The organism is Paenibacillus chitinolyticus, from assembly GCF_045038035.1.
Classification (GTDB): Bacteria; Bacillota; Bacilli; order Paenibacillales; family NBRC-103111; genus Paenibacillus_F; species Paenibacillus_F chitinolyticus_A.
The window spans coordinates 4,204,948-4,228,322 of the sequence record NZ_CP173427.1 but is presented as its reverse complement, the minus strand read 5'-3'; the positions used below and the strand labels follow the sequence as shown (position 1 = coordinate 4,228,322).

The following is a 23,375-nucleotide window of genomic DNA, read 5'->3' as shown; positions in this document are numbered from 1 at the left end:
GGTGTAAAAGCTCCGCAATTCTGGTAAGATAGAAAGAAAAATTGAGATTGGATCTGAAGCGCCAGGTCTGAGCCGCAGGAAGGAGTGCTCGAGGTGCCAACAGAAAATGAGAAACCGTCTTGGATCAGACTGATCGTCAAGCCTTTGCTCGGGAGGCAGCCTTCGCTGTATCCGATCGAAGAATGGGATTCGCTGATCGATGTCCGGATCGACAAACTTCAGGTTTCCGCGTTAAGCGGAGACAATTCAGATAAAGAACCTTATGCACTGGCGCTAAAATCGGGACTCTATCTGTTAAATGAGAGTCTTGACAACAGTCATGAAATTTCCCAGTCCATTACAAATGAAACCGGAAGCTATTGGCACGGTCTGATGCACCGGATGGAAGGCGACTACAGCAATGCGAAGTATTGGCTGCAGGACGCGGGCAACCATCCGATCCATACCGACCTGGTCAACGAGGTCCGGTCCTTTCTGGACCGTCAGCCGGGGCTCCGGGCGATAGAGCATGAAGCGATGAAAGCGAAGATTGACGTTCTCGTCACTTCTCCAGAATGGAATTCCTCCGTATTTGCGGATGCCGTCGAGCTTCAGGTAACCCTGCTGCAAAATCCGGACATTGAAGCTTGGCTCACCCATATCCAATACCTGGAGTTTAAACTGCTGCTTGCCTACTGCTATCGCCAGTGTTATGGAGGAGAACTCGTTGAACTTGCCGAATAAACCATCTTTAAACGTTCCCCGGGGGCCTTTGGGCCTAATGTACCGGGTATACAAATATGTGCTTCCGGGCGTTAAACGGGAATTGGAGGGCTGGCGCCGCGAAGCGGAGCGGATTCCGGACGCGGAGCTGCGGACGCAGGCGATTGCCAGCATGACATCCAAACAGTTTCACTGTCAGGGCGGCGCCATTTATGCGGTAATCAATTTACCGATGAGGCAGGCGCTCATTTCGCTGATTGTCGCGTTCCAGACCATCAGCGACTACTTGGACAACCTGTGCGACCGCAGTACTTCACTGGACCCGCAGGATTTCCGGATGCTGCATCAATCCATGCTGGACGCGGTCGACCCGGCGGCCCCCCTTCACGATTATTACGCCTACCGTCTTGAGAAAGAAGACAACGGCTATCTGGTCAAACTCGTACAGACCTGCCAGAAAAGCATTGCCGAGCTTCCTTCATACGGGCTGGCGGCCGATGCGGTCCGCTCGCTTGTGGGGCTGTATTGTGATTTGCAGGTATACAAACATATTCGCCCGGAACTTCGCGAACAAGCCCTGCTGGACTGGTGGGAGGAACATAGCGCGAACTACCCCGATTTGACTTGGAACGAATTTTCGGCGGCAACCGGCTCGACGCTCGGCATGTTCATGCTGTTCGCGGCGGCTTCGGACCGCAATTTGGACCGTCGGCGGGTGGAGGGGATTAAAAGCGCCTATTTCCCTTACGTATGCGGGCTTCATATTCTGCTGGATTATCTCATCGACCAGGAAGAAGACCGTGTCGGGGGAGATTTGAATTTTTGTTTTTACTACGCGGATATGGATGAAACGATCCGGCGGATCGCTTATGTGGCCGAACAGGCCAAGGAAGGCGCTTCGAAGCTGGAAGACGCCGCTTTCCACCGCATGGTTATTGAAGGGCTGCTTGCCCTTTATTTGTCCGACCCCAAAGTGAAAGACCAGCCGGTTGTCCGGCAAATATCCCGGAATTTGATGAAAGACAGTACGATCAGCCGTTTGTTTTTCTGGATAAACAGCCTTGTGATCCGCAAAACGTCCTGATCTCTCATTATATTGCTCATAGATAAGCAAGGAGGAACTTTAATGACAGCAGTAAAATCCATCGCAGTTCTTACGAGCGGCGGCGATTCCCAAGGAATGAACGCAGCCGTACGCGCCGTTGTGCGCAGCGCACTCTATCACGGTGTGAAGGTTTTCGGGGTCCAGCGCGGCTACCAGGGACTGATTAAGAACGATATTACGGAAATGGATCTAAGAAGCGTAGGAGATATTATCCAGCGTGGAGGAACGATCCTGCAGACGGCCCGTTCCAAGGAATTCATGACGCCGGAAGGCCAGCAGCTCGGGGCGGACAATCTCCGCAGCAGAGGCATCGACGGCCTGATCGTTATCGGCGGAGACGGCTCTTATCAAGGGGCTAACAAGCTGAGCAAGCTCGGAATCAAGACCATGGGTCTTCCGGGCACCATCGACAACGACATTGCCTTCACCGATTTCACCATCGGATTCGACACCGCTGTCAGCATCGTCGTAGACGCGATTAACAAGCTCCGCGATACGATGACTTCGCATGAGCGCTCCTCGGTGGTCGAAGTCATGGGCCGTCACTGCGGCGAAATCGCCCTGTACGCGGGACTCGCGAGCGGCGCCGAGACGATCCTCGTGCCGGAAGTGCCTCACGACTGCCAGGAAATCGCGAAACGGATGAGCGATAACTTCGCCCACGGCAAGCGTCACAGCATTATTCTCGTTGCCGAAGGCGCCGGCAAAGGGGACGACATCGCCCGCCAGATCATGGAGCATAACGGAATTGATGCCCGCGTGACCGTTCTCGGCCACATTCAGCGCGGCGGAACGCCGACTCATACGGACCGCATTCTGGCAAGCCGCCTCGGAGACTTCGCCGTGCGCAGACTCATCGAGGGCGACTCCGGCAAATCCTGCGGCGTGATCAAAGGCGAACTCGTTGCGACGGATATCGATCTTGTCGTGAATACGAAGCGTCCGTTCAACATGGAATTGTACAATCTTGCACTCCGCTTGTCGCAGTAATCCTGCGATGCAGGTGGCCGGTACGCCGGGACAAGCAAGCAGACAAAAGCCTTCCTTCTCCACGGCCTCAGCGGGCATATGGAGGAGGAAGGCTTTTGTGATAAATGCGGCCGCATCGAGTCCCGTCCTATCCGACTGCAGACCCGGCGCAAAGCGGCGCTTATTAATAACCGTGGTCCGGATCGATCCGGTTCATCAACGGTTTATTTTCGATAAAACGGCGGATATTCGGAAATAAAATTTCCGCGCACCGCTCTACATATTTCGGCGTATTTCCCGCGATATGAGGCGTAAGGGCAGCCTGCTCCATTCCCCAGAGCGGGGAATCCGCGGGAAGCGGCTCTTCCCGGAATACGTCCAGCGCCGCACCGGCAAGGGTGCCTTTCCGCAGTGCCTCGATCAGAGCCGTCTCATCGATCACGCTGCCGCGGGCCATATTGACGAGAAACGCCGACGGTTTCATGAGGGCCAGCTCTTCGGCCCGGATCAGGTTTTCCGTTTCGCGCGTGGCGGGGACGATCACGACGACAAAATCGGATTCGCGCAGGAGAGAGTGAAGGCCGCTCTTTCCTTTTCGCATATCGTCGAAATATTCCTTGTCCCGGCCGGAGCGGCTGTAGCCGATCACCTTCATATCGAATGCCTTCGCCTTCCGGGCTACTTCCGAACCTATCGCTCCCGTGCCGATAAGGCCGAGCGTCTGGCCGTGGAGCTCTGCGGTACGAATCCGGTGATTCCATTCCTTGCGGCTCTGGCTCTCCCTAAGCGTATGTGTACGGCGGACGAAGTCCAGCATGACGGACAGCGCATATTCGCTCATTTGGATGGAGTGGACACCGCTCATGTTGGTTACCTGGATGCCTTTCTCGTCCAATTGGCGGAGAGGCAGCTTGTCGACACCGGCCGAGAGGCTTTGAAACCAGCGCAGCTTGGGCAGCAGAGGGAGCCAGTCGTCTTGAAACGCTCCGGAAGTGAGAAGTATATCCGTGGAAGCGAGCCGGTCTCCCGCCTCTTCGGCAGTCGGAAATTGCGCCAGAGAGACGGCGTTTTTTAAATCTTCAGGCAGATGATCCTGCAAATACGTCAAGTCCATTTTCGTCAAGGCCGTTATAGTCAGCATAGGGGTCAGCTCCTTTTTCTATATATTAAACAAAAGAGGAAGAGAAAGAAAACAAGCGCGGGCAGCCGAGGATCATCTAGGCAAATCCATGACAATTTGGTAACATAAAGGGAATCTTGCAGAGATGCCGAGTATATCGGTGGGAGAAGGAGGGTATGAAGGTGTTCTTATACAAAATAGAGCTGGAGCTTAAAGAAAGTTTGGCTTATCTGATTGTTGTGGCCGAAACGGACGCTAAGGCGTTCGATGCGGTAGAAGGTCATCTTGTCCGTCATTTCACAGTGGCGCCTGAAGTCGTGCAAACGACGATCATTGAGAAAAAACGGGTCGGAAACGGCGCGGGGTACGTAATCGAATCCGCCGTCGAGAGTCCGGTTTAGGAAAAGAGGAAACGGAAAAATGAAAATCGTAATTATTAGCGGGAGCAACCGCGAAGGGGCAAGCACAACCCTTTTGAGCGCCTATGTCGGACAAGTATTGACGGAAAAGGGGGCGGAAGTGACCCTGGTCGACCTGTACAAACAGCCTGTCCCGCTCTACAGCCCGGATCCGAGCGTAGTCGAGGACGAGAATCTGATCCATATGAAAAAAGCGGTCATGGAGGCGGACGGCATCGTTCTGGCTACGCCGGAATACCATGGCGCCATGAGCGGCGTACTGAAAAACGCGCTCGATCACATGGACGCCCAGTACGTGGACGGCAAAGTCGTGCTGTCGATGAGTTCCGCGGGCGGCGCTGTCGGAGTCAGCTCGCTGCAGCAGCTTCAGACGGTTGTCCGCAACCTTCACGGCGTTAACTGCCCGGAATGGATTTCCATCGGGGGCGCGGGCCGGACGTTTAACGAACAGGGCGAGCCGGAAACGGTTCAAATCCGCGAACGTATTCTTAGAACGGTCACTTACTTCCTGTCCATGACAGAGACTTTCCGTAAATCCGTTTAAGGTCGAAAGGAGAGTCGGGCATCGGGATGGAAAAGAGGATTTTGGGCCGGACAGGCCTGCAGGTAAGCCCGCTTGGATTCGGAGGCGCCGAAATCGGCTACCAGAGCATTGACCCGGAAACGGTGGAAAATCTGCTGGGCCGTGCGCTGGACGCGGGACTTACCGTCATCGATACCGGAGAATGCTACAAAGATTCCGAAGAATTAATCGGAAAAGCCGTCTCGCACCGCCGGGCGGAATTCAGCTTGTTTACCAAAATCGGCCATAACGCCGGCTTTCAAGAAGAAGACTGGGATTTGGGAATGCTTGAGAAAAGCATCGACCGCAGCCTGAAGCGTCTGAAAACCGACTATGTGGATTTGCTTCAGCTGCACAGCTGCCCGGAGGAGATTTTACGCCGGGGGGAAGTGATCGGGCTTCTTGAGAAGTTCAAGAAGCAGGGCAAAACCCGCTTCATCGGATGCAGCGGAGACGGGCAAGCCGCCCTGTACGCCGTCCGGACGGGGTTGTTCGACACGCTTCAGACGTCGCTCAGCATAGCCGATCAGGAGGCGATCGAGCTGACGATTCCCGAAGCCCGGCAGCGGGGGATGGGCGTCATCGCGAAGAGGCCCCTTGCTAACGCCGCTTGGCGGACGGGAGAGAAGCCTGCCGACAGTTATCACCACGAGTACTGGGAGCGCTTGAAGCAGCTGAGGTACTATTTTCTGAACGAATCCGTACCGGAAGCCATCGCTTATGCGCTCCGGTTCACTCTGTCGGTGCCCGGCGTCCATACGGCCATCGTGGGAACGACGCGTCCGGGACGCTGGGAAGAGAATGCGGCCTTCCTCTCCCGGGGGCCGCTGCCGATCGAAGCGATTGCCGAAATCAGAGGCCGCTGGCAGCAGGCGTCCCGGGGGAACTGGCCGGGATTGCGCTGAAACAGAGCCGGGACGCTTCGTCCGGATGGTTCAATCCGCAAGAGCCTTTCGCAAAACAGACCGGCTGGAGAACTCTCTCGCCGGTCTGTTTTTTATTTTACAGCTTATGTACAAATAAAAAAGACCCTGCATGCATCGACGCGGAGTCTTGTGTGTATAGAGGGGCGTATAAAATTATTTCCGCGCTTCTTCTTCAACGGAAGAATTAGTGTTGACTTCTTTACGCGCCGGAGCCGCTTGATTCGGTTCGTCGGAAACGAGACCGTTAGTCGCGTCTTTGAATTCTCTGAACATCCGTCCGAAGCCGCGTCCCAGTTCAGGCAGTTTGCTTGGTCCGAATAGCAGTAAAGCAACTAGAACAACGAGCAGTAAATGCCATGGAGAGAAAAAATTCATTACATGTACCTCCAATTCGATGCCGGCATGCAACCAGGCTATTCAATCGTGACCTTATCATACCATGTAATGGGACACCAATCCAGTTCATTTGCTACTTTTTTGTGAACATGCTCGTAAAAAAGACGCCCTCCTACTGGAGGAAGGCGTCTTTGCGGTTCTCGTTTATGCTAAACTGTACAATTTCAATCACATCTTCCTGATCCAGGGACTGCATTCCGTTCACGAGGACGATTTCGGAATTGAGTTCCGTACGCGTTAAAAACGTATAAAGCTCTGGGGTGTAAGTCTTCACGATATGAGACAGTTTTACGGTTTCCATTTCCATCATCCTTCCTATCCGGATTTGATGAGAAAGCTAAGCGGAAATATTACTCGTAAACCGAAATAAAGCCAAGCTGAAGCCTTCTTTCATTATACCATAAAGAGCGGCGGGTTGCATTGGCACATCGTGGAGGGCTCCCGATTAAATCCGGTGCTATTGACGGCGGAATTCTCCGAGGACACCGACCGTTTCGACCACGTTCACGAATGCTTTAGGATCGGTTTCTTTAATGATTTTCTGCAGGCCGACCAGTTCGTAACGCGTCGTTACCGTCATCAGCAGACTCTGCTCTTGATTCGTATAAGCCCCTTCCGTACGGATAACGGTCACCCCGCGCGGAATCACGAGAAGCTTCTCCAGAAGCGCCTCCCTCTGCTTCGTCACGATGAAGGCGGTCACTTTGATATGGCGGATATGAATCGTATCGATCACCTTGCCGGCAATATAAATGGACAGCATCGAAAAGAGGGCGAGGTCCCAGTTGTTTTTAAAATAACCGAGCATAAAAATAACGCCGCCGTTCAAAGCGAACAGCATCTGGCCGAGAGGAAAATCGCGCTTGCGCGTCAGAATGGACCCCACGATGTCGAACCCGCCCGTGGAGCCGCCCGCCCGCATCGTGATGCCGGCGCCGATTCCCACAAGCACGCCGCCGAATACGGCTCCGAGTATAGGCTCCTGCACAAGCTCACGGACCGGTATGATCTGCATGAACCAGGTCGTAGCGATAACGGAACCGATGCTGATAATGATGAACCGGCGTCCGATAATGACAAGCCCCCAGATGATCAAGGGCAGGTTCAGGACGAAGTATAAAATGGAAATATTCATGTTCGTCAAGTAACCGATTACCATCGCAATACCGGATACTCCGCCGCTCAGGAGTTCGTGCGGAATAAGAAACATGTTAAAGCCGAACGCGACGAGTGCCGCGCCGAGTATTACAACCGCGATGGAAATCGCTTTTTTGTCCACACGATCACCTCAAGAAGTAGTATGCAGATTAAAAGTACCACTCATCCGGGATAAACATCAAGAGGAATTGACCGGAGGATAATAAAAAAACGGACCTTTTCGAAAATAAACCTGTCATTCTGCCGCTCAGGTTACTTTCAGCCGGTCCGTTTGTGGGGTTAGGAGTAATTGTGCGAGTTCTGAACGGTGCCGTCCTTCCGGTGGATGACGGCTCTCGTGTTGGCGTCCGAAGCAAGTTCGTCGGCTTTTTTGACCGCCTCGCTTTTCGTGTCCGCTTCATAACGAGGCTTATCTTCGCCCTCGGCTTTAACGGCCCAGCCGTCGCCGTCCGGTACGACATGGAGCGGTGAGGAGTGAGAGGAAGAAGCCCGGCGTCCCGTACCGCTTTTGCCGCCGCTCCGGTGATCGGGATGATTTTCTTCCCATTCCTCCGCCTTCGCGGTAGCGATCGCGATCGCGCGGCCTTCCTCGTATCCGTCATCCAGCAGGGCGTTGGCGATTTCAACGGCTTTATCGCGGACCCGCTCGGGCAAATTTTTCATTGAGGGCGGATAGTCGTTCTTGGTCCAAGGCATGATCTTTCCTCCTTCCGGGCAACGGTTCTGTTGCTCGTTCGTTGTTCTTTTACCCGAAACGCGGAAGAATTAAGCAGGAGCGATCTATGTAAAAAAGCCGTGCGGCCGTTTAACGAACGGCCGCACGGCTCGCCAGTTCCCGGCATAGCGCGGGAACTGGCACGTACTGCAAGGAAAGGGGGCAGCCGCCGGCATCCGGTTTACCGCCGCCTTTTGAACGACCCGGAACGGCCGCTTGTTCCGGGTCTTGTCCCGATCCCGGCCTTTGTGCGCCCGGGATTGGTGATCTCGCTGCGGCGGTCGCCGGCTCCCGTTCCGGCACCGATCCCGCCGGTAGTGCCGGAAGGGCTGCCCGGAGTCCGGAACGACCCTTCGCGGTCCGACGTTACGGGCGGCTTGGTCGTGCCCGTACCCGTGCCGGGCGAATACCCCCCGGGCGTCCCCCGGTAGGTCGGCGTAGAGCGGTAGCCGCGGTAATCGCTGACCCCGCGGTTGTTGAAAAACCCGCCGCCGAGAACGGATTGAAGCATGGCTACGGTCAGAAAGGTCTGCAGGAAGGAGGGCGAGTAATGCTCCCTGGCATATTGGATCGAATCCACCTGGACCAGGGTGTTCGCCGGGTTCTGATCGTCCCGCTGCAGGTTGATGACCTTGTCGGGATAGAGCAGAAACATCTGATCCTGCGATTCCTTGCTTATTTCGCGCGGCTTCTCCCGGTCGGCGAGTTCCTTGGCCACTGCCGGGACGTCTTTATTCTCGGCGGTGTATACTTTCGATAAATTGCTGCCCGATCCGTCGGCGCTGGTGAGAGTATACTCTTGCCGGACGAAATCGCTGGCGTTGGGGGCGCAGCCCGTGAGCAGAACAAATACTAGCAGGCCGGAAATCCATGATGTCCATCTGTTCAAGCGGAAGGCACCTCCTGAAGGCTGAAGGGGGAATCAAAAACAGAAGCCTCCGTTTGAACTGGAGAAGCCGCACAGACAGTCTGTGCGGCCGTCTGCAGCCTCAGCGCCGTGTGCCGCCGGAATGAACAAACCGGTTTCCCGCCCGCCGGACGTTAAAGCGTCGCCCGCATAAATTTGACCTGCGAGGCCGGCGTGCGTTCGCCTTGCATGGCGACGAATTTGCCGTCCTGCCACTGCAGGAAGAAATAGCGGTCGTCCGGTCCGAAGTACCTCCAGATCATGACTTCGTCGCCGCTGCGGAAATCGGTGCTGCCTTCCGTACGGGTCACATCGCTGCGGTGATGCTCCAGTTCGAACGTGTCTTCTCCGTCAAGCTCGAGCCGGGAAGGCACGTCGTTCGGGTCGTCGAGCGCTCCCTCCATAAAATCGCAGAGGAAGCACTCGTAAGAACGGCCTTTCTCGATCAGCAGGCAGCGGACATCTTTGCCGCTTTGAAGATAGTACGCATACCGGTGAGGCTCGAAACCGCGGTCGAAATAAATCACTTTCCCGGAAACGACGTATTCCTCGAGATCGACGTTGACGATATCGCCGACGCGGGATTCCTCGAAGGGATTCGCTTGTCTGACCGGTTCTTGCTGTTTATTGCTGCGGATAATGTTGCCTACGCGTTTGAATATAGACATAAAGGGACGCTCCTTACGTTTAATCTGGTGTTCTTCTGTCCATTATATACGATGAAAAGCGATTAAGGTTTCGATGACAGACCCTCTTCCTCCCTGCACATGGGCAAATAGTCACTGGAAAAGCTTGAGCATAATATGTTATACTAGTCGAGATATTCTTAAGGGCGGCTCTACGAATTAGGATAAGGGCAATTCGGGATAGGGTTTCCGCACGGATGAACGGATATTAAGGAAGAAAAGTCGTGCTTAAGGGTATATAAAAGAAGAGAAATCTTCATCGGATAAAAGGAGAATGAACGGATTGAAAAATTTTTCAGAATTTGATTTAGATGCAAAAGTAATTAAAGCTATTACAGAAATGGGTTTCGAAGAATCGACCCCGATTCAGGAGAAAACGATTCCGCTTGCGATTGAAGGACACGATCTGATCGGCCAGGCGCAGACCGGTACGGGTAAAACGGCCGCTTTCGGTATTCCTCTCGTAAGCAAAATCGAGCCAAGCGAAGACAGGATCGTTGCACTTATCATGTGCCCGACCCGCGAACTTGCCATCCAGGTTGCGGAAGAAGTGAGCAAACTCGGACGCTTCAAAGGCATCCGCTCCCTGCCGATTTACGGCGGACAAGATATCGGCAAGCAAATCCGCGCGCTGAAGAAAAGACCTCAGATCATCATCGGTACGCCGGGACGTCTGCTTGACCACATCAACCGTAAAACGATCAAGCTCGAAGACGTTAAAACCGTCGTTCTCGACGAAGCGGATGAAATGCTCGACATGGGCTTCATGGATGACATCCAGTCCATTCTGAGCCTTGTACCGGCAGAGCGCCACACTATGCTCTTCTCGGCAACCATGCCTCCTAACATCCAGAAGCTGGCTCAACAGTTCCTGACGAACCCTCAGCATGTATCGGTTATTCCTAAGCACGTAAGCGCTCCGCTTATCGACCAGGCTTACGTCGAAGTGCATGAGAAGCAGAAATTCGAAGCGCTTAGCCGTCTCATCGACATGGAATCCCCGGAACTGGCGATCGTGTTCGGACGTACGAAGCGCCGTGTAGACGAGCTGGCGGAAGCCCTGCAGAAGCGCGGTTATGCCGCGGAAGGCCTGCACGGCGACTTGTCCCAGAATCAGCGCGACAACGTGATGCGCAAATTCCGTGACGGCAGCATCGAAGTGCTTGTCGCTACGGACGTAGCGGCGCGCGGTCTCGACGTTTCCGGCGTCACGCACGTCGTTAACTTCGACCTTCCGCAGGATCCGGAAAGCTACGTTCACCGGATCGGCCGTACGGGCCGCGCGGGCAAAGAAGGAACGGCTTGGACGTTCGTAACGCCGCGTGAGATCGATCACCTGCACTTCATCGAGAAAGTGACCCGTCACCGCATTCCTAAGAAGCCTATGCCGAGCCCGGCCGAGGCTATGGAAGGCAAGCAGAAGGTAACGGCTGAACGCATCATCAACTTGCTTCAAGAAGACAAGCATAACGAATTCAAAGGCGTAGCTATCCAGCTTCTTGAGGAATACGATTCCGTCAACCTGCTGGCAGCGGCTCTTCAGCTTCTTACCGGTGGTGAGAAGAAGGAAGTATCCGTCGAGCTGACTCCGGAAGATCCGATTCGTGCGAAGAAGCGCCGCGTTGATGTGCGCAGCTCCGGACGCAAGTTCAGCTACGGCAGCGACCGCAGAAGCGACGGCCGTTCCGGCGGAGGCTACGGCTCCCGCTCCGGCCAAGGCGGATCGCGCTACGGTTCTTCTTCCTCCCGTGGAAGAGACGGCGGACGCGATTACCGCGACCGTGACCGTGACAGCCGTTCCGGTGGCGGATACGGCTCCCGCAGCGGCGGTTCCGATCGTTCCGGCAGCTCCCGCCGCAGTGAAGATTCCAACGCTTAATGGATTCGAATATCAAAATGACGACCCTGACGGGTCGTCATTTTTTTTGGAGATTCGCGTTAAATTGGTTCCTGCGGATCTGTTAAGGAATGATTAGTAGAGGAAAGAACGAGAGATGATAACCAGCAGAATGAAGAGCACCAGAATCGCACCTGTGGAAGTCCAAGCACCGCCAACACCAGACATGTAATCTCCTCCTCGTGAATAATTTAAATCGGTATTACCTTAACAGAATATGCCTGAGGGGAAGAAAAGAAAGGGCGGCTACCTATGCTCTACAAAATAGGCTATAATAAGATTAACATCTACAGAGGGGGACAAGGGTTTGGAATTTAGAGGACTAATGGGCGGCTTTTACCGGATTTCCGAATGGATCATGAGGCTGTCCGCCATTAATTTGCTGTGGATTCTTTGCAGCATTCCGTTTTTCTTTTTTGCATTAGCCGGGCTTACTTCGGGCCAAGCGGATATCATGATGCAATCGCTCGTTTTAATGGGAATATTGGCACCGTTTACACTGTTTCCTTCTACGGCTGCGATGTTCACGGTAGCCCGTAAGTGGGTGACCGGCGATGAGGATGTGCCCCTGTTCAAGACCTTCTTCCGCGGCTACAAAGAGAACTTTCTGCAGAGTATGATCGGAGGCATCGCCTTCGTCTTATTTGCCCTGATTTTGTTCGTGAGCTACCGTTTTTATGCGGGTCTCGACAGCGCGCTTTCCCTTCTTTCCTATATGTTCTTGGCCATGGGAATCCTGCTGATCGGCGCCTTTTTCAATTTTTTCTGCATCATGTCCCATCTTCATATGAAGGTTCTTCAAATTATCAAAAACGCCATCCTGCTGACGATCGGCAACCCCGTGACTAGCGTGATGACGATTATCGGGAACGTGGCGATCGTGATCATCAGTTTCCGTTTCAGTTTCCTGCTCGTATTTTTTGCGGGCAGCGTCAGCGCGACTTTTACGTTCTGGCAGTTCAACCGGAGCTTCGAGAAAATCAAACGCAAGCAGGAGGCGATGGAAGAAGCTGAACGCGAGCGGGAGCAGGAAGAGAACGGACAAGCGTCTGAACTGGATACGGCGGCCGTCCGGGAAGACGATTCGACAAAGAAAGAGTCTGACAAACTGTAGCCCTGGTCCCTTTTTCAGCGGCGTTCTGAAGCGATAGGCCTATTCTTACAAAAGACAGTCGATTCCAGTTGAATCCGGTTCGCGATTGTCTTATAATAGGGATACAAACAAAATCCTGCGATGTACGTTTCGGTTTCTTTTGTTTTAAACCAATGATTGTTTCTCGGGAGATCCATATTGAAGCGCGGCTGACATGCCCCCGAAAAGGGACTTCAAAAACGTTTCTGCGATCACCCACCTGCTAAAGCAGGTTTGAAACTATTAAACCGGACGGCATTTGCGGGTTTTCTTATGTAATCATGGATTTTATATGTATAAAAAAAGACACAGCTCCGTAAACGGGGCTGTTTTTATTTTGTCCGAAAGAGGGTAATTTAAAGAGAGGCTACAGGCACGGACCCTTTTTGTATTAGACCCCATTTTATGCTATGGTAAAAAAGTGGAATGTGAATGTACATAGAGATCAAAAATTTTGCCGAAAGTGGTGGATCGTGTATGAAGCTGTTTCTTGATACGGCCAATGTAAACGAGATTAAAGAAGCGCACGAGCTGGGGGTTATTTCCGGAATTACGACGAATCCGTCTCTGATTGCCAAAGAGGGACGAGATTTCTTTGAGACCCTCAAAGAAATTGTAGGCATCGTAGGCGATCTGCCGATCAGTGCCGAAGTTGTCGCCACGGACGTGGAAGGAATGGTCCAGCAAGGCGAGAAACTTGCCAAAATCGGCAGCGGGATTGTCATCAAGGTGCCGATGACTGCGGACGGCCTTAAGGCGACGAAGCGTTTCAGCGACCAAGGCATTAAAACAAACGTGACCCTTGTATTCAGTTCCACACAAGCGCTTCTGGCGGCACGAGCGGGAGCGACCTATGTATCTCCGTTCATCGGACGGCTCGACGATATTAACCAGGTGGGCATGCATCTGATTGAAGAAGTGAGCCAAATTATTTCGGTGCACGAGCTGCCGACACAAATTATCGCAGCCAGCGTGCGTCATTCTACGCATGTGATCGAGGCCGCTCTTCTAGGCTCTCATATCGCTACGGTGCCGTTCAAAGTAATTGAAGCCATGATGAAGCATCCGCTGACCGACGCCGGCGTGGAACGGTTTATGAAAGACTGGGAAAGCGCCAACCAGAAAACGTTCTAAACATAATCCGGGGGCGCATAGTTAGGGTGAACGGAACCCCCATTGAATTAGAGGAGCCTCTCTGCGGAGAGGCTTTTTATTCATACAAAAGCGGTAAGGATGGATGAAATTGGTTATTTAGCCGCTGTTCAATAAAATGACCAGGGATTTATGCCCGGTTTTTACGGTTCTCCTCTTTTGCTTCCCTGCAAAGAATGGTAAGATTGTTTTTAGTGTGGTTTGGCAAGCAGTCTGGATATGCTTCATGAAGGGGGAACGACTTTGAAACGAACGTTAGTCGGTTTGCTTCGCAGTTTCGAGACAACCGGTGAGAAAGCCAAAGATCCGGAATTAAAAACCCGTTACTACAAATTATCCAAAGACCAGGTGTGGGAAGAAACCGTCGGGATGATCAAAAAAACACCCGGCTACAAACTCCTTCACGAAGTGAAAAATGTCGGAGAGATTGTGGTGGAAAAACGTACGGCTCTCGGACGTACTCAGGATATTACGATTACTTTGTTTGCGGTTAATCCGACGACAACGGCTATTGATATTTATTCGGCTTCCCGTGGGAACATGGGGGATCTCGGTTCCAATTACCGGACCATCCTGGACATTTACAAGCAGCTGGACAAAAAACTGGCGGCTTACAAAATCAGTCGCTAACGATTGGGCAGCTTGCGGGCAGCTTCGCAGGCATAAAAAAACAGCAGAGGATTCGATGAGCGCATCGATTCCTGTGCTGTTTTCTTTTGTGCCGAAGTTTATACGAGCTTTTTAACCGCTTCGATCGCGGCCTCGTAGTTCGGGTGCTCTGTCATTTCACCGAGATACTCCACGTATTGGATCTTGTCATTGGCATCAATGACGAAGATGGAACGCATGTCGAGCTGGAGTTCTTGAATCAGAACGCCGTAAGCCTGTCCGAAAGACTTCGCTTTGTAATCGGACAGCAGGACGACTTGGTCGATGCCTGCGGCACCGCACCAGCGGGCTTGCGCGAACGGAAGATCGACGCTGACAGTGAGAACGGCAACGTTATCGCCGAGTTTGGCGGCTTCTTCGTTAAAACGGCGGGTTTGAGCGTCGCATACGCCCGTATCGATGGAAGGGACCACGCTGATCAGCTTCACCTTGCCGGCATAATCGGAAAGGGAAACTTCGTTCAGGAGGTCTTTGTTCAGTTTGAAATCCGGTGCTGCATCGCCCGCTTTAAGCTCGGGACCGACGAGTGTGATCGGGTTGCCCTTAAAAGTGGCTGCACCCTTGCGTTCTTGAGACATATGTATTCCTCCTTATCGATTATCCGAAAGAACTGGAAATTCCAGCCCTCCCTATTATACCCTCGCGTTAAAGGGGTTGTCCAATACACTCTTTATTAAACAAATGGGACCCCGAAACGGTTCTCCGGAGCACCTAAATCGGCTATAATAGGTAGGGATAGCAGAAATTACTAATGGAGGAATCTGTGGAGTTACGACAACTTCAGTATTACGTGAAAGTGGCTAAAAAGCAGCATATGACACAAGCGGCCGAAGAGCTTCGCGTGGCCCAGTCTGCCGTAAGCCGGCAAATCCGCCATTTGGAGGAGGAACTCGGTGTCCGTCTGTTTGTCCAGAAAGGCCGCAATCTGCAGCTGACTCCCGCCGGGAGTCTGTTTCTGAGCCGTGCGGAACATATTTTGACCGACTTGGAACGCGCGGTGGGCGAAGTGCGGGAATTCCTGAACCCCGAAGCCGGGGAGATCCGGGTCGGTTTTCCCCATAGTGTATCCGTTTCCATTCTTCCGGCGTTTATATCCTGCTTCAAGAAAGAGCATCCCAACGTTAAATTTCGGTTAAAGCAAGGAACTTACACCAGTCTCATCCGTGACGTTACGGAAGGGGAAATCGATCTGGCGATCATATCGCCGTGTCCGGAGACGCACGAGCTCGTCAAGGGAGAAGTCATGCTCACGGAGGAGTTGTTAGCGGTGCTTCCGCCTAACCATGCGCTGGCCGGCTGCAAAAGCATCCGGCTGGAGCAGCTTAAGGAGGAGCCGTTTGTTATGTTCGGCGAACAGTATTCCCTTCGTCCGATCGTTATGAACGCCTGCCTAAAGGCAGGATTTGTGCCGAAGATCGAATTCGAAGGAGACGAAACGGATACGATCCGCGGGCTTGTCGCGGCGGGGATGGGCGTCAGTCTTCTTCCCGAGCTGGCGCTGCGCTATACGACGCATATCGAACCGTGTGTGGTGAAGGTCGATCCGAAAGTGACGCGTACCGTAGGAGTCATTCGCCGGAGAGGCGAGAAGCTTCCGCTCGTGACTGAACTTTTCCGCCGGTTTCTGATGGAGTTTCAGCCCTCTGCCGATCCGGGCAGGCCCATGGCAGATTAAACGGATCTTAGCTGGATAACGGTGCGAAAAAACACTCTGTCCTTATAATCTGTCGTTTCCGTGTATATACAGAAAAAAAGCTTTCGTCTACTGTAGACGAAAGCTTATTGCGGTTACAGCATCATCTGCTGCGTCCGGGTTGGATACGGCCGTTTTAATCATCGGAACGGCTGTTGAAAATCATTACGTACTTAATGAGCTCAAGCAGCGAGATAAGAGCCGCAGCCACATAAGTCAAGGCTGCCGCGTTAAGCACTTTCGCTACGCCCTGCTCTTCTTCGTTGGTGATAAAGCCGCCTGCAATCATGAGCTCCCGGGCCCGGTTGCTGGCATTGAATTCGACCGGCAGAGTCACGAGCTGGAAAAGCACCGCGGCGGAGAAGAAGACGATTCCCAGAAGAAGCAGAATATCAAACTGCTGAAAAATAAGGCCGGCGATAAGTAGAAGCGGAGCCACGCCTGAAGCGAAGTTTACGACCGGGAACATCTTGTGGCGCGCAACAAGCATCGGATAATGAACTTGGTGCTGGATCGCGTGTCCCACTTCGTGACAAGCGACCGAAACGGCCGAGATGGTGCTCTCGTAGTAGACAGGCTCGGAAAGACGTACCGTTCTGGAGATCGGATCGTAATGATCCGTGAGAGCTCCGGGAACCGGTTCGATCGGAACATCGTACAGCCCTTCCGCATCAAGCATGCGGCGGGCCGCCTCGTATCCGGTCATACCGGATTGAACGGGTACCTGGGACCAGCGGTTGAACGTACCGCGGACCCGGAATGAAGCCCACATGGATAAGCCGAAGGCAATGAGAATAAGAAAATCCATAGGATGAAAAAACATAGCTGCAGACCTCCATAGTCAAGATAGTCGTGGGGATCCGTTACGTAAAGGGACCTTTGCCGAGCAAATAGAGCAGTGCTTCGACGCATGCGGCGGTGGGCTGGGTAATCAGATTATAAATCTTTTTGAGCTGATTCGGTTTTAGCTGCTGAATCATAGGATCAAGTTCCTTGATTTCTTTCTGCAGCTGGCCGAGCAGCACCTGGTAGGATGTCAGCTTGTCGGTCACATGTTCGTCGTGGGCGGCTTTATCCAGCTTCAGCATTGTTGTACGGATTTCTTCCAACGTATATTTCTCTTTTTTCATCTCTTCAATACGTTTGAGCCGCAGCAAGGTTTCATCCGAATACAGGCGGTAATTGGTGTCCGATCTTTTCTCGGGATGAATCAGGCCCAGCTTGGTGTAATAATCGATCGTCCTGGGGCTGACTCCGGCCAACCGGGACAACTCTCCGATTCTATGAAGCTTCATATCCCCATGATTTTGCCCCTCCTTTAAAATTGTTGTTCGCACGTGTTTACCTCAGCCTAATGATACCCGATCCTAAACCGTACAGTCAAACGTAATGCTTTTGACATTTTCATGAACAAGCATATATCTAACATATATATTACACAACATGATAAATATATTGAAAAAATCTGAAAAAGAGTCGATTTTTTAATAAAAAACATCTGAAAAGTGAACGAAACCTATTGTTTTTTCGCGAAACGTTCGCGTATAATGACAATAATCAATTAACTTGTAAAGAAACCTAACATGAAGGGGCTGGTATCAATGATTAAAAAGACACTGATCGGGTTAGCGCTGCTCAGTATGGTTTTCCCGACTTTGGCGTTTGCGGAAGCTCCGACACCGGCGCAACTGCAAGCCGCCATCAACTCGGTATGGGTGCTGGTCGCCGCTATGCTGGTCGTCTTTATGCAGGCCGGTTTCGCTTTGCTTGAAGCAGGCTCAACCCGGATGAAAAATGCCGGTCACGTGGCGGGTAAAACCATTCTGACTTTCGGGATTTGCGCCATCGCATTCTGGGCGTTCGGTTTCGGGCTCGCTTTCGGAGACGGGGCCGGATTGTTCAATAACAATCTGTTCGGCTTGTCCGGCTTCTTCATGGACGGAGTCAACGCGGATGCCTTCGTTTCCTTGAGCGCTTCGGATGTCCCGATCACAATTAAGTTTTTGTTCCAACTGGCGTTTGCGGGTGTATCCCTGGCAATCGCGTGGGGAGGCTTCGCCGAACGCGCCAAGCTCCCGGTTTACTTTATTTTCGGACTGCTTTTCACCGTAGTGATTTATCCGATCGTGGCTCACTGGGTATGGGGCGGCGGCTGGCTGTCCAAAATCGGCATGCAGGACTTTGCAGGCTCCACGGTTGTGCATCTTCAGGGTGCTACAGCGGCGCTTGTGGCTACCATCCTTCTGAAGCCGCGTATCGGCAAATTCAATAAAGACGGTTCGCCGAATAAAATTCCGGGCCACAATCAAGTGCTGTCCGTGCTTGGCGTCATCATCATCTGGATCGGGTGGTTCGGTTTTAACCCGGGAAGTACGCTGAGCGCAATGGGAGACGGTTTCTTCGGCTATATCGCCTTGACGACAAACCTGGCCGCGGCAGCGGGCGGCGTGGCCGCTATGGCGGTCTCCTGGATTTACTTCGGCAAATCCGATATTCCAAGCATGCTTAACGGCGTACTTGCCGCGCTTGTCGCGATCACGGCTTCCTGCGCTTTCGTTACGCCTCTGGCATCGATCGCCATCGGAGCCATCGCTGGAGGGGTCACTTTCTTCACGGCGATCTGGTTTGAAAAGAAAGGGATCGACGATCCGGTCTACGCTTTCTCCGTGCATGGCATCGCCGGGATTTGGGGAACGTTGTCCACAGGGTTTTTCGCTACGCCGGAGCTGGCCAAAACGGTCAATGTAGGCGGAGCGGGCTTGTTCTACGGCGGCGGTTTCCATCAGCTGTGGGTGCAGTTTATCGGAATAGTAGGCGCACTTGTCTTCGTCCTTGTTGTTTCCTTCATCGTCCTCTACCTGATTAAAGTTACGACGGGTCTGCGCGTTACGGAGGAAGAAGAAATCATGGGGCTGGATCTCGCCGAGCACGGCACATACGGGTATCCGGAGCAAATGAATCACGCGGTCGAAGCGCACACTTCGGCAAAAAAGTCCAATGAAGGCGGTCGCTCGGTGCCGGTTTCGTGACCGCGTCCCGGACCGGTCTCATCTAAGGAGATGCCGTCATGGAACCGATATTAGGCTCGGCTTGGCAACTGCTACGCACAAGGATCAACCGTGCCGCCGGATCGGATGAACTGGCCCTGATCCGCGCGGATATGCAGGATTTGTTCCGGAGGGAACTCGGCGAGGAAACGGCGGCCTTGCTGTACGAAGAACTCAATTTTACACACGATACCATGATCCGGAAAATGATTTCCTTGGCGGAAAAACGCCTGGCAGCGGAAGGAGCGGGGGAGCCCCCGCTCCCTTACGCATTCCTGCTTATGGGAAGCGGCGGCCGGGAGGAACAGACGCCATGGAGCGATCAGGACAACGGACTGGTTTACGAGAATCCCCCGGAAGGCACGGAAGCGGCGGCGGACGGATATTTCAGCAAACTGGCCCAGCGAATCCGCCAAGGTCTGGAGCTGGTAGGTTATCCTCCGTGCACGGGGAAGGTGCTGGCCGAAAACCAGCTGTGGAGAAGAAGCGAAGCGGGGTGGAAAGATCAGCTTAACGGCTGGTTTGCGGAGCCCGTCTGGGAGAACGCTCGCTACTTGCTTATCGCGGCCGACCTGAGGTGCGTATACGGCAGCGAAGCTCTGGCGGACCGGATCAAGCAGGCCTTCCACGAGAGCATAGCGCTCAACCGCGAGCTGCTCCTGCCGCTTCTGACTAACACTCTGCACCATAAAGTGTCCCTGGGACTGCTGGGGCGTCTGGTGACGGAACGGTACGGGCCTTACGCGGGCGGCGTCGACATCAAATACGGACTTTATATCCCGCTTGTAAATGCGGTCCGTCTTCTGGCTCTGGAAAACGGCATTTCCGATTCTTCCACCCTTAAAAGGATCGATGCGCTCATCGACCGCGGAGCCGTTACGGTTGAGTTCGGCACAGCTTGCCGGGAAGTGTTTCTGCACTCCTTGAAGATGAGATTGAACACGCCTTATTACAGGGAAAACGGACACTTCGCGACTGCGGGTATAGTGCCTGCCGGAATGCTGACCCGCAAGTGCCGGGCGGAACTGAAAAGAGGCCTTAAATTCGGAAAGCGGCTTCAGCGGCAGGTCATCCGTCAGGTGCGGGGTTCCGTCAAGCAAGGCGGGGACGCTTCTTCCGCCAACCTGCGCGAGCATACGGGACAATAGGACCGGGAAAGGAGTAAAACGATGAAAGAGAGCGGCCCCGACGGCGGTATGTGGAGGCTTTACAAGATGGGCGGCTTGACCCCGGCGATTACATCCATGTTTAACCCGCGCAACGCCCAGCAGATGGCGTTTATCCGTCAGCTCCTGAAGGATCAACGCAGACATTCGCTGCTGGACACTCGCCTGCATAATCTCAAAGTCGTTGTTTTTGATCTGGAAACAACAGGCTTCTCATCGACGGCGGACGAGATTATTTCGATCGGCGCCGTGTCTATGGCCGGGGACAAGCTCGAAGACAAGACGTTTTACACCCTTGCGAATCCGAACCGCCCGATTCCTCCTCATATCGAGGAGCTGACCGGCATCCGGACGGAAGAGGCGGCCGAAGCGCCGGACTTGATTACGGCCCTGCGTGAATTTTTCGAGTTTGTAGGGGCAAGGGTTTTGCTGGCGCACGGCTCGGCTCATGACAAAGCGTTTTTGAATGCGGCGCTCTGGAAAACTTCTAAAGTCAGTCTCTCCCACCGGGTGCTGGATTCGATGATGGTAGCCAAATGGCTGATGCCCCGGCGCAAAGACTATACCCTCGATTCTCTGCTGGAGCTGTACGAGATTCCGGTGCTGAGAAGACACCACGCCCTGGACGATTCTTTGATGACCGCCGAGCTGTGGAAGAAGCTTCTGGAAGAAATCAGTGAAATGGGCGTGGATACGCTCGGAGATCTTTACGCGCTTCTCAGTAAAGCCTAGGGCTCCCGGTAAGCGAAGAAGAAGGCTGTGATATGAAAAAGCAAGCAGGAATGCGGGAAGCCGCGGTTACCTGCTTGCTTTTTTGATTCATAGCGCTTCTATGGTAAGCGGGATGTGACGGAGGCTCGAGAGACTTTTCATCGGATCCGACCGATTGGACGACGGAGCGGATACTGCACGCCGTAAGGTCCGATCGGTCCGGGTGTCCGTGTCGGAGGGACCAACCGATCCGGTCTGCCCCGTATCCTCGGTCGTGACAGTCTTGTAGGCGGAATCCGCCGATTCGGACGGCCCGAGTGCGCTCTCTTGCGGTTCCGCCCGCGCGTATACCGCTGTTTCGGGAACGGAACGTTCCAGGGAGACGATCCAGAAGGAAGGCAGCTCCGGCCACAGCCGCAAGACCGAGATGTCCTCGCAAGACGGCGAAGCAGGCGTACGCGGGTGGGAGTGGAACAGTCCGAGCAGCACGGGACCCTCTAATGAAGAGCACGCGGGCCGGTCGCTAGGGGCTTGTCCGCCCCCTAAGTGACGCATAATATCGGAGGGGGATATGCGGAAAGACCGGGTGGGGCAAGCCGAAACATTCGGAACCCATACGAAAGAGGAGACATAAGCGGTCTCCCTCCGAATCCTTCCGTATACGAATCCGCACGCCTCTTCATCCGGAAAGCTGCCGAACCCCGCCAGCCATTCCGTGTATAAGGTCAGGCTTATGTTGATTTCGGTTAACCGTTTCGCGTTTATCATGCGCTAATTATAACGGAATCCTTTACCGCACTCAACGGATCAGCTGATTTTTCCCTGCGGTTTAACCAGAAAAAACACAAGAACGAGCGTCAACCCCGCCAGAGAGGATACGGTTATAAAAATGAGCCGGTCCGATTTGTCCATCAGCCAGCCGAAGATGGGCGGACCGAAGGCCACGCCGATAAACCGGAGGCTGTTATAGATAGACGTGATCATACCGCGTTCGCTTTTTTCCACGGAGCCGGTGATCATCGTGTTAAGACAGGGGAGAAGCAGCCCGGTGCCAATGGCGCTTAAGGTAAGCAGCCCGATAAACAAATACAGATTTTGGAGAACGAATATCGTGGATGCCAGCGACAGCGTCATAACTAAAAGGCCGATGTTGATCAGCCAGCGCATCACGGTGCCGTTTTTCTTGATCAGGGCTCCGGTTGTGTAGGAGGTAATGACCATGCCCAGCAGCGGGATCGCCAGGACTAGCCCTTTTTTGACGCCTTCTATGTGGTAAGGGGGCTCCTCCAATATGTTGGAGAGATAAAACAGGACACCGAACAGGATAAAAAGCGCAAGAGAACCCGCAAAGAAGGAAGTGATCAGCCAGCGTCCTTTCTTTTTCAGAATGGTTCCGATTTTGTGGAGATAAGGCTTCAGTTTCGTCGGTTCCTTTTTGGTTTTGGGTTCGTGAATGAGAAACATCATAGCCAACAGAGCCAGAAGACAAAAGATCGGAAAGGCGAAAAAAGGCATATACCAGACAATAAGAGCAAGCAGGGAGCCGATGATGGGACTGAGCACCTTACCGAACCCGTTGGATGCTTCCGTCAGGCCGAGTGCCTTGCTTTCCGTCCCCCCCTTATACAAATCCCCGACGAGAGCCATCGCGATGGGAGCCGTGCCGGCTGCGCCGATGCCCTGAATGGCTCTGGCTATAATAAGGATCATATAGGATTTCCAGATCGCCCCGAACGCCGCCAAAACTCCGGCCGCCCCATATATAATAAGAGACGGGATGATCACCGATTTCCTTGTAAACCTGTCGGACAAGTAGCCGGAGATAGGGATGATCAGTCCTGCGGTAATCGAAAACAGTGTGATAACCAGACTGCTTTGAAACTTGGTGATGCCCAGCTCCGTTTCCAATTGCGGGAGAATAGGGACAAGCATCGAGTTGCCGAGTACCAGCACGAGCGGTACCGTCGCAATGGCCATAAATTCAAGAAGCCGGCCTTTGCCTCCGCTTTTGTCGCCGCCTTCAGCCGTCTGTTCGGCGGTAAACTGGTAGTCCTCGTCCTGATCACTTTCGAAAATGATGTCAAGCCCTCGGGATTTCGATTTTTCCATGTGGTTGACCTCTCTTCTGACTTGGTACGGATAGGGTTTCCTCGGGGCGGAAGATCATACTTTTTAAACCGTTCATAATGTTGGAATCGGATAAAGATGGGGATACTGACCGTGTATGTACCTGATTTTGAGCT

Annotated in this window: 27 protein-coding genes and 1 other RNA gene; 15 read left to right on the top strand and 13 right to left on the bottom strand. The window is 53.3% G+C overall.

The window, feature by feature from the left end; all coding sequences use genetic code 11:
* Positions 1 to 93 precede the first annotated feature (93 nt).
* From ACI48J_RS19035 to pfkA, 3 genes are read left to right on the top strand one after another with little or no spacing between them, the layout of a single operon-like run.
* On the top strand, positions 94 to 723 hold the full coding sequence (locus tag ACI48J_RS19035) for a hypothetical protein (RefSeq protein ID WP_405079745.1): 630 nt from the start codon (positions 94 to 96) through the stop codon (positions 721 to 723).
* Positions 724 to 760: 37 nt separating this feature from the next.
* Entirely contained in the window at positions 761 to 1,786 is a 1,026-nt protein-coding gene (locus tag ACI48J_RS19030) for a tetraprenyl-beta-curcumene synthase family protein (RefSeq protein WP_405083251.1), read from the top strand.
* A 42-nt stretch (positions 1,787 to 1,828) separates the two neighbouring features.
* The gene (gene pfkA / locus ACI48J_RS19025; protein ID WP_326056398.1) at positions 1,829 to 2,797 is read left to right on the top strand and encodes a 6-phosphofructokinase; all 969 of its coding nucleotides are present in this window, start codon (positions 1,829 to 1,831) and stop codon (positions 2,795 to 2,797) included.
* A gap of 163 nt (positions 2,798 to 2,960) precedes the next feature.
* Here the strand turns inward: pfkA and ACI48J_RS19020 are convergent, their stop codons facing one another.
* Positions 2,961 to 3,917: a D-2-hydroxyacid dehydrogenase gene (locus ACI48J_RS19020; RefSeq protein ID WP_405079744.1), complete on the bottom strand. Its 957-nt coding sequence runs from the start codon at positions 3,915 to 3,917 to the stop codon at positions 2,961 to 2,963.
* A gap of 155 nt (positions 3,918 to 4,072) precedes the next feature.
* Between ACI48J_RS19020 and ACI48J_RS19015 the strand changes: the two genes are divergently transcribed.
* Genes ACI48J_RS19015 through ACI48J_RS19005 form a run of 3 tightly spaced genes read left to right on the top strand, consistent with a single transcriptional unit; the run spans position 4,073 to position 5,782 of the window.
* Complete coding sequence (locus ACI48J_RS19015) at positions 4,073 to 4,297, top strand: DUF3906 family protein (protein WP_326056395.1); 225 nt, start codon at positions 4,073 to 4,075, stop codon at positions 4,295 to 4,297.
* Between the two features lie 19 nt (positions 4,298 to 4,316).
* On the top strand, positions 4,317 to 4,859 hold the full coding sequence (locus ACI48J_RS19010) for an NADPH-dependent FMN reductase (protein ID WP_405079742.1): 543 nt from the start codon (positions 4,317 to 4,319) through the stop codon (positions 4,857 to 4,859).
* A 26-nt stretch (positions 4,860 to 4,885) separates the two neighbouring features.
* Positions 4,886 to 5,782, top strand: a complete 897-nt coding sequence (locus tag ACI48J_RS19005; protein WP_405079741.1) for an aldo/keto reductase — start codon at positions 4,886 to 4,888, stop codon at positions 5,780 to 5,782.
* Between the two features lie 174 nt (positions 5,783 to 5,956).
* Here ACI48J_RS19005 and tatA read toward each other — a convergent pair whose 3' ends face one another.
* The 6 genes from tatA to ACI48J_RS18975 form a co-directional block, all read right to left on the bottom strand.
* A complete protein-coding gene (tatA, locus tag ACI48J_RS19000; protein ID WP_103997610.1) occupies positions 5,957 to 6,178 on the bottom strand; it encodes a twin-arginine translocase TatA/TatE family subunit in 222 nt (73 codons plus the stop codon).
* 133 nt (positions 6,179 to 6,311) lie between these two features.
* Positions 6,312 to 6,500, bottom strand: a complete 189-nt coding sequence (locus tag ACI48J_RS18995) for a hypothetical protein (protein ID WP_369995027.1) — start codon at positions 6,498 to 6,500, stop codon at positions 6,312 to 6,314.
* Positions 6,501 to 6,656: 156 nt separating this feature from the next.
* A complete protein-coding gene (locus ACI48J_RS18990; RefSeq protein ID WP_405079739.1) occupies positions 6,657 to 7,478 on the bottom strand; it encodes a YitT family protein in 822 nt (273 codons plus the stop codon).
* Positions 7,479 to 7,636: 158 nt separating this feature from the next.
* Positions 7,637 to 8,053, bottom strand: coding sequence for a DUF2188 domain-containing protein (locus ACI48J_RS18985; protein ID WP_405079738.1), 417 nt, complete (start codon positions 8,051 to 8,053; stop codon positions 7,637 to 7,639).
* A gap of 200 nt (positions 8,054 to 8,253) precedes the next feature.
* Positions 8,254 to 8,961, bottom strand: a complete 708-nt coding sequence (locus tag ACI48J_RS18980; protein WP_405079736.1) for a DUF4247 domain-containing protein — start codon at positions 8,959 to 8,961, stop codon at positions 8,254 to 8,256.
* 152 nt (positions 8,962 to 9,113) lie between these two features.
* Positions 9,114 to 9,647, bottom strand: coding sequence for a DUF4178 domain-containing protein (locus ACI48J_RS18975; RefSeq protein WP_009674989.1), 534 nt, complete (start codon positions 9,645 to 9,647; stop codon positions 9,114 to 9,116).
* A gap of 301 nt (positions 9,648 to 9,948) precedes the next feature.
* Here ACI48J_RS18975 and ACI48J_RS18970 point away from each other — a divergent pair, with 301 nt between their 5' ends.
* Complete coding sequence (locus ACI48J_RS18970) at positions 9,949 to 11,544, top strand: DEAD/DEAH box helicase (RefSeq protein WP_405079735.1); 1,596 nt, start codon at positions 9,949 to 9,951, stop codon at positions 11,542 to 11,544.
* 93 nt (positions 11,545 to 11,637) lie between these two features.
* On the opposite strand, the gene ACI48J_RS18965 is transcribed toward ACI48J_RS18970, so the two are convergent.
* Entirely contained in the window at positions 11,638 to 11,730 is a 93-nt protein-coding gene (locus tag ACI48J_RS18965; protein ID WP_326056375.1) for a YjcZ family sporulation protein, read from the bottom strand.
* Positions 11,731 to 11,869: 139 nt separating this feature from the next.
* Here ACI48J_RS18965 and ACI48J_RS18960 point away from each other — a divergent pair, with 139 nt between their 5' ends.
* From ACI48J_RS18960 to ACI48J_RS18945, 4 genes are all read left to right on the top strand, one after another.
* Positions 11,870 to 12,676: a DUF624 domain-containing protein gene (locus tag ACI48J_RS18960; protein WP_326056373.1), complete on the top strand. Its 807-nt coding sequence runs from the start codon at positions 11,870 to 11,872 to the stop codon at positions 12,674 to 12,676.
* 109 nt (positions 12,677 to 12,785) lie between these two features.
* Positions 12,786 to 12,966: non-coding RNA, 6S RNA (ssrS, locus tag ACI48J_RS18955), on the top strand.
* A 205-nt stretch (positions 12,967 to 13,171) separates the two neighbouring features.
* Positions 13,172 to 13,828: a fructose-6-phosphate aldolase gene (gene fsa, locus ACI48J_RS18950; protein WP_009674996.1), complete on the top strand. Its 657-nt coding sequence runs from the start codon at positions 13,172 to 13,174 to the stop codon at positions 13,826 to 13,828.
* Between the two features lie 237 nt (positions 13,829 to 14,065).
* The gene (locus ACI48J_RS18945; protein ID WP_009675019.1) at positions 14,066 to 14,476 is read left to right on the top strand and encodes a DUF1499 domain-containing protein; all 411 of its coding nucleotides are present in this window, start codon (positions 14,066 to 14,068) and stop codon (positions 14,474 to 14,476) included.
* Positions 14,477 to 14,574: 98 nt separating this feature from the next.
* Here ACI48J_RS18945 and tpx read toward each other — a convergent pair whose 3' ends face one another.
* The gene (gene tpx, locus ACI48J_RS18940) at positions 14,575 to 15,093 is read right to left on the bottom strand and encodes a thiol peroxidase (RefSeq protein ID WP_016423958.1); all 519 of its coding nucleotides are present in this window, start codon (positions 15,091 to 15,093) and stop codon (positions 14,575 to 14,577) included.
* Between the two features lie 185 nt (positions 15,094 to 15,278).
* On the opposite strand from tpx, the gene ACI48J_RS18935 reads away from it, so the two are divergent.
* A complete protein-coding gene (locus tag ACI48J_RS18935; RefSeq protein ID WP_405079733.1) occupies positions 15,279 to 16,190 on the top strand; it encodes a LysR family transcriptional regulator in 912 nt (303 codons plus the stop codon).
* A gap of 154 nt (positions 16,191 to 16,344) precedes the next feature.
* Here the strand turns inward: ACI48J_RS18935 and ACI48J_RS18930 are convergent, their stop codons facing one another.
* Complete coding sequence (locus tag ACI48J_RS18930; protein WP_405079732.1) at positions 16,345 to 17,031, bottom strand: zinc metallopeptidase; 687 nt, start codon at positions 17,029 to 17,031, stop codon at positions 16,345 to 16,347.
* A 40-nt stretch (positions 17,032 to 17,071) separates the two neighbouring features.
* The gene (locus tag ACI48J_RS18925) at positions 17,072 to 17,503 is read right to left on the bottom strand and encodes a MerR family transcriptional regulator (RefSeq protein ID WP_009674805.1); all 432 of its coding nucleotides are present in this window, start codon (positions 17,501 to 17,503) and stop codon (positions 17,072 to 17,074) included.
* A 306-nt stretch (positions 17,504 to 17,809) separates the two neighbouring features.
* On the opposite strand from ACI48J_RS18925, the gene ACI48J_RS18920 reads away from it, so the two are divergent.
* From ACI48J_RS18920 to ACI48J_RS18910, 3 genes are read left to right on the top strand one after another with little or no spacing between them, the layout of a single operon-like run.
* Entirely contained in the window at positions 17,810 to 19,237 is a 1,428-nt protein-coding gene (locus tag ACI48J_RS18920) for an ammonium transporter (RefSeq protein WP_405079730.1), read from the top strand.
* A gap of 38 nt (positions 19,238 to 19,275) precedes the next feature.
* Complete coding sequence (locus tag ACI48J_RS18915) at positions 19,276 to 20,403, top strand: DUF294 nucleotidyltransferase-like domain-containing protein (protein WP_405079729.1); 1,128 nt, start codon at positions 19,276 to 19,278, stop codon at positions 20,401 to 20,403.
* Positions 20,404 to 20,424: 21 nt separating this feature from the next.
* Positions 20,425 to 21,153 (top strand): exonuclease domain-containing protein, encoded by a 729-nt coding sequence (locus ACI48J_RS18910; RefSeq protein ID WP_326056358.1) that lies wholly within the window; start codon positions 20,425 to 20,427, stop codon positions 21,151 to 21,153.
* 87 nt (positions 21,154 to 21,240) lie between these two features.
* On the opposite strand, the gene ACI48J_RS18905 is transcribed toward ACI48J_RS18910, so the two are convergent.
* Positions 21,241 to 21,900 carry a Mov34/MPN/PAD-1 family protein gene (locus ACI48J_RS18905; RefSeq protein ID WP_405079727.1) on the bottom strand — a complete coding sequence of 220 codons (660 nt, stop codon included), beginning with the start codon at positions 21,898 to 21,900 and terminating at the stop codon, positions 21,241 to 21,243.
* Positions 21,901 to 21,939: 39 nt separating this feature from the next.
* Positions 21,940 to 23,241: an MFS transporter gene (locus tag ACI48J_RS18900; protein ID WP_405079725.1), complete on the bottom strand. Its 1,302-nt coding sequence runs from the start codon at positions 23,239 to 23,241 to the stop codon at positions 21,940 to 21,942.
* Positions 23,242 to 23,375: the final 134 nt, after the last annotated feature.

Bases quoted from the DNA above. Each gene is read 5' to 3' on its own strand.
- ACI48J_RS19030 (WP_405083251.1), top strand. From the start codon at position 761: ATGTACCGGGTATACAAATATGTGCTTCCGGGCGTTAAACGGGAATTG.
- pfkA (WP_326056398.1), top strand. From the start codon at position 1,829: ATGACAGCAGTAAAATCCATCGCAGTTCTTACGAGCGGCGGCGATTCC.
- ACI48J_RS19020 (WP_405079744.1), bottom strand. From the start codon at position 3,917: ATGCTGACTATAACGGCCTTGACGAAAATGGACTTGACGTATTTGCAG.
- ACI48J_RS19015 (WP_326056395.1), top strand. From the start codon at position 4,073: ATGAAGGTGTTCTTATACAAAATAGAGCTGGAGCTTAAAGAAAGTTTG.
- ACI48J_RS19010 (WP_405079742.1), top strand. From the start codon at position 4,317: ATGAAAATCGTAATTATTAGCGGGAGCAACCGCGAAGGGGCAAGCACA.
- ACI48J_RS19005 (WP_405079741.1), top strand. From the start codon at position 4,886: ATGGAAAAGAGGATTTTGGGCCGGACAGGCCTGCAGGTAAGCCCGCTT.
- tatA (WP_103997610.1), bottom strand. From the start codon at position 6,178: ATGAATTTTTTCTCTCCATGGCATTTACTGCTCGTTGTTCTAGTTGCT.
- ACI48J_RS18995 (WP_369995027.1), bottom strand. From the start codon at position 6,500: ATGGAAACCGTAAAACTGTCTCATATCGTGAAGACTTACACCCCAGAG.
- ACI48J_RS18985 (WP_405079738.1), bottom strand. From the start codon at position 8,053: ATGCCTTGGACCAAGAACGACTATCCGCCCTCAATGAAAAATTTGCCC.
- ACI48J_RS18975 (WP_009674989.1), bottom strand. From the start codon at position 9,647: ATGTCTATATTCAAACGCGTAGGCAACATTATCCGCAGCAATAAACAG.
- ACI48J_RS18965 (WP_326056375.1), bottom strand. From the start codon at position 11,730: ATGTCTGGTGTTGGCGGTGCTTGGACTTCCACAGGTGCGATTCTGGTG.
- fsa (WP_009674996.1), top strand. From the start codon at position 13,172: ATGAAGCTGTTTCTTGATACGGCCAATGTAAACGAGATTAAAGAAGCG.
- ACI48J_RS18945 (WP_009675019.1), top strand. From the start codon at position 14,066: ATGCTTCATGAAGGGGGAACGACTTTGAAACGAACGTTAGTCGGTTTG.
- tpx (WP_016423958.1), bottom strand. From the start codon at position 15,093: ATGTCTCAAGAACGCAAGGGTGCAGCCACTTTTAAGGGCAACCCGATC.
- ACI48J_RS18930 (WP_405079732.1), bottom strand. From the start codon at position 17,031: ATGTTTTTTCATCCTATGGATTTTCTTATTCTCATTGCCTTCGGCTTA.
- ACI48J_RS18925 (WP_009674805.1), bottom strand. From the start codon at position 17,503: ATGAAGCTTCATAGAATCGGAGAGTTGTCCCGGTTGGCCGGAGTCAGC.
- ACI48J_RS18920 (WP_405079730.1), top strand. From the start codon at position 17,810: ATGATTAAAAAGACACTGATCGGGTTAGCGCTGCTCAGTATGGTTTTC.
- ACI48J_RS18915 (WP_405079729.1), top strand. From the start codon at position 19,276: ATGGAACCGATATTAGGCTCGGCTTGGCAACTGCTACGCACAAGGATC.
- ACI48J_RS18910 (WP_326056358.1), top strand. From the start codon at position 20,425: ATGAAAGAGAGCGGCCCCGACGGCGGTATGTGGAGGCTTTACAAGATG.
- ACI48J_RS18905 (WP_405079727.1), bottom strand. From the start codon at position 21,900: ATGATAAACGCGAAACGGTTAACCGAAATCAACATAAGCCTGACCTTA.
- ACI48J_RS18900 (WP_405079725.1), bottom strand. From the start codon at position 23,241: ATGGAAAAATCGAAATCCCGAGGGCTTGACATCATTTTCGAAAGTGAT.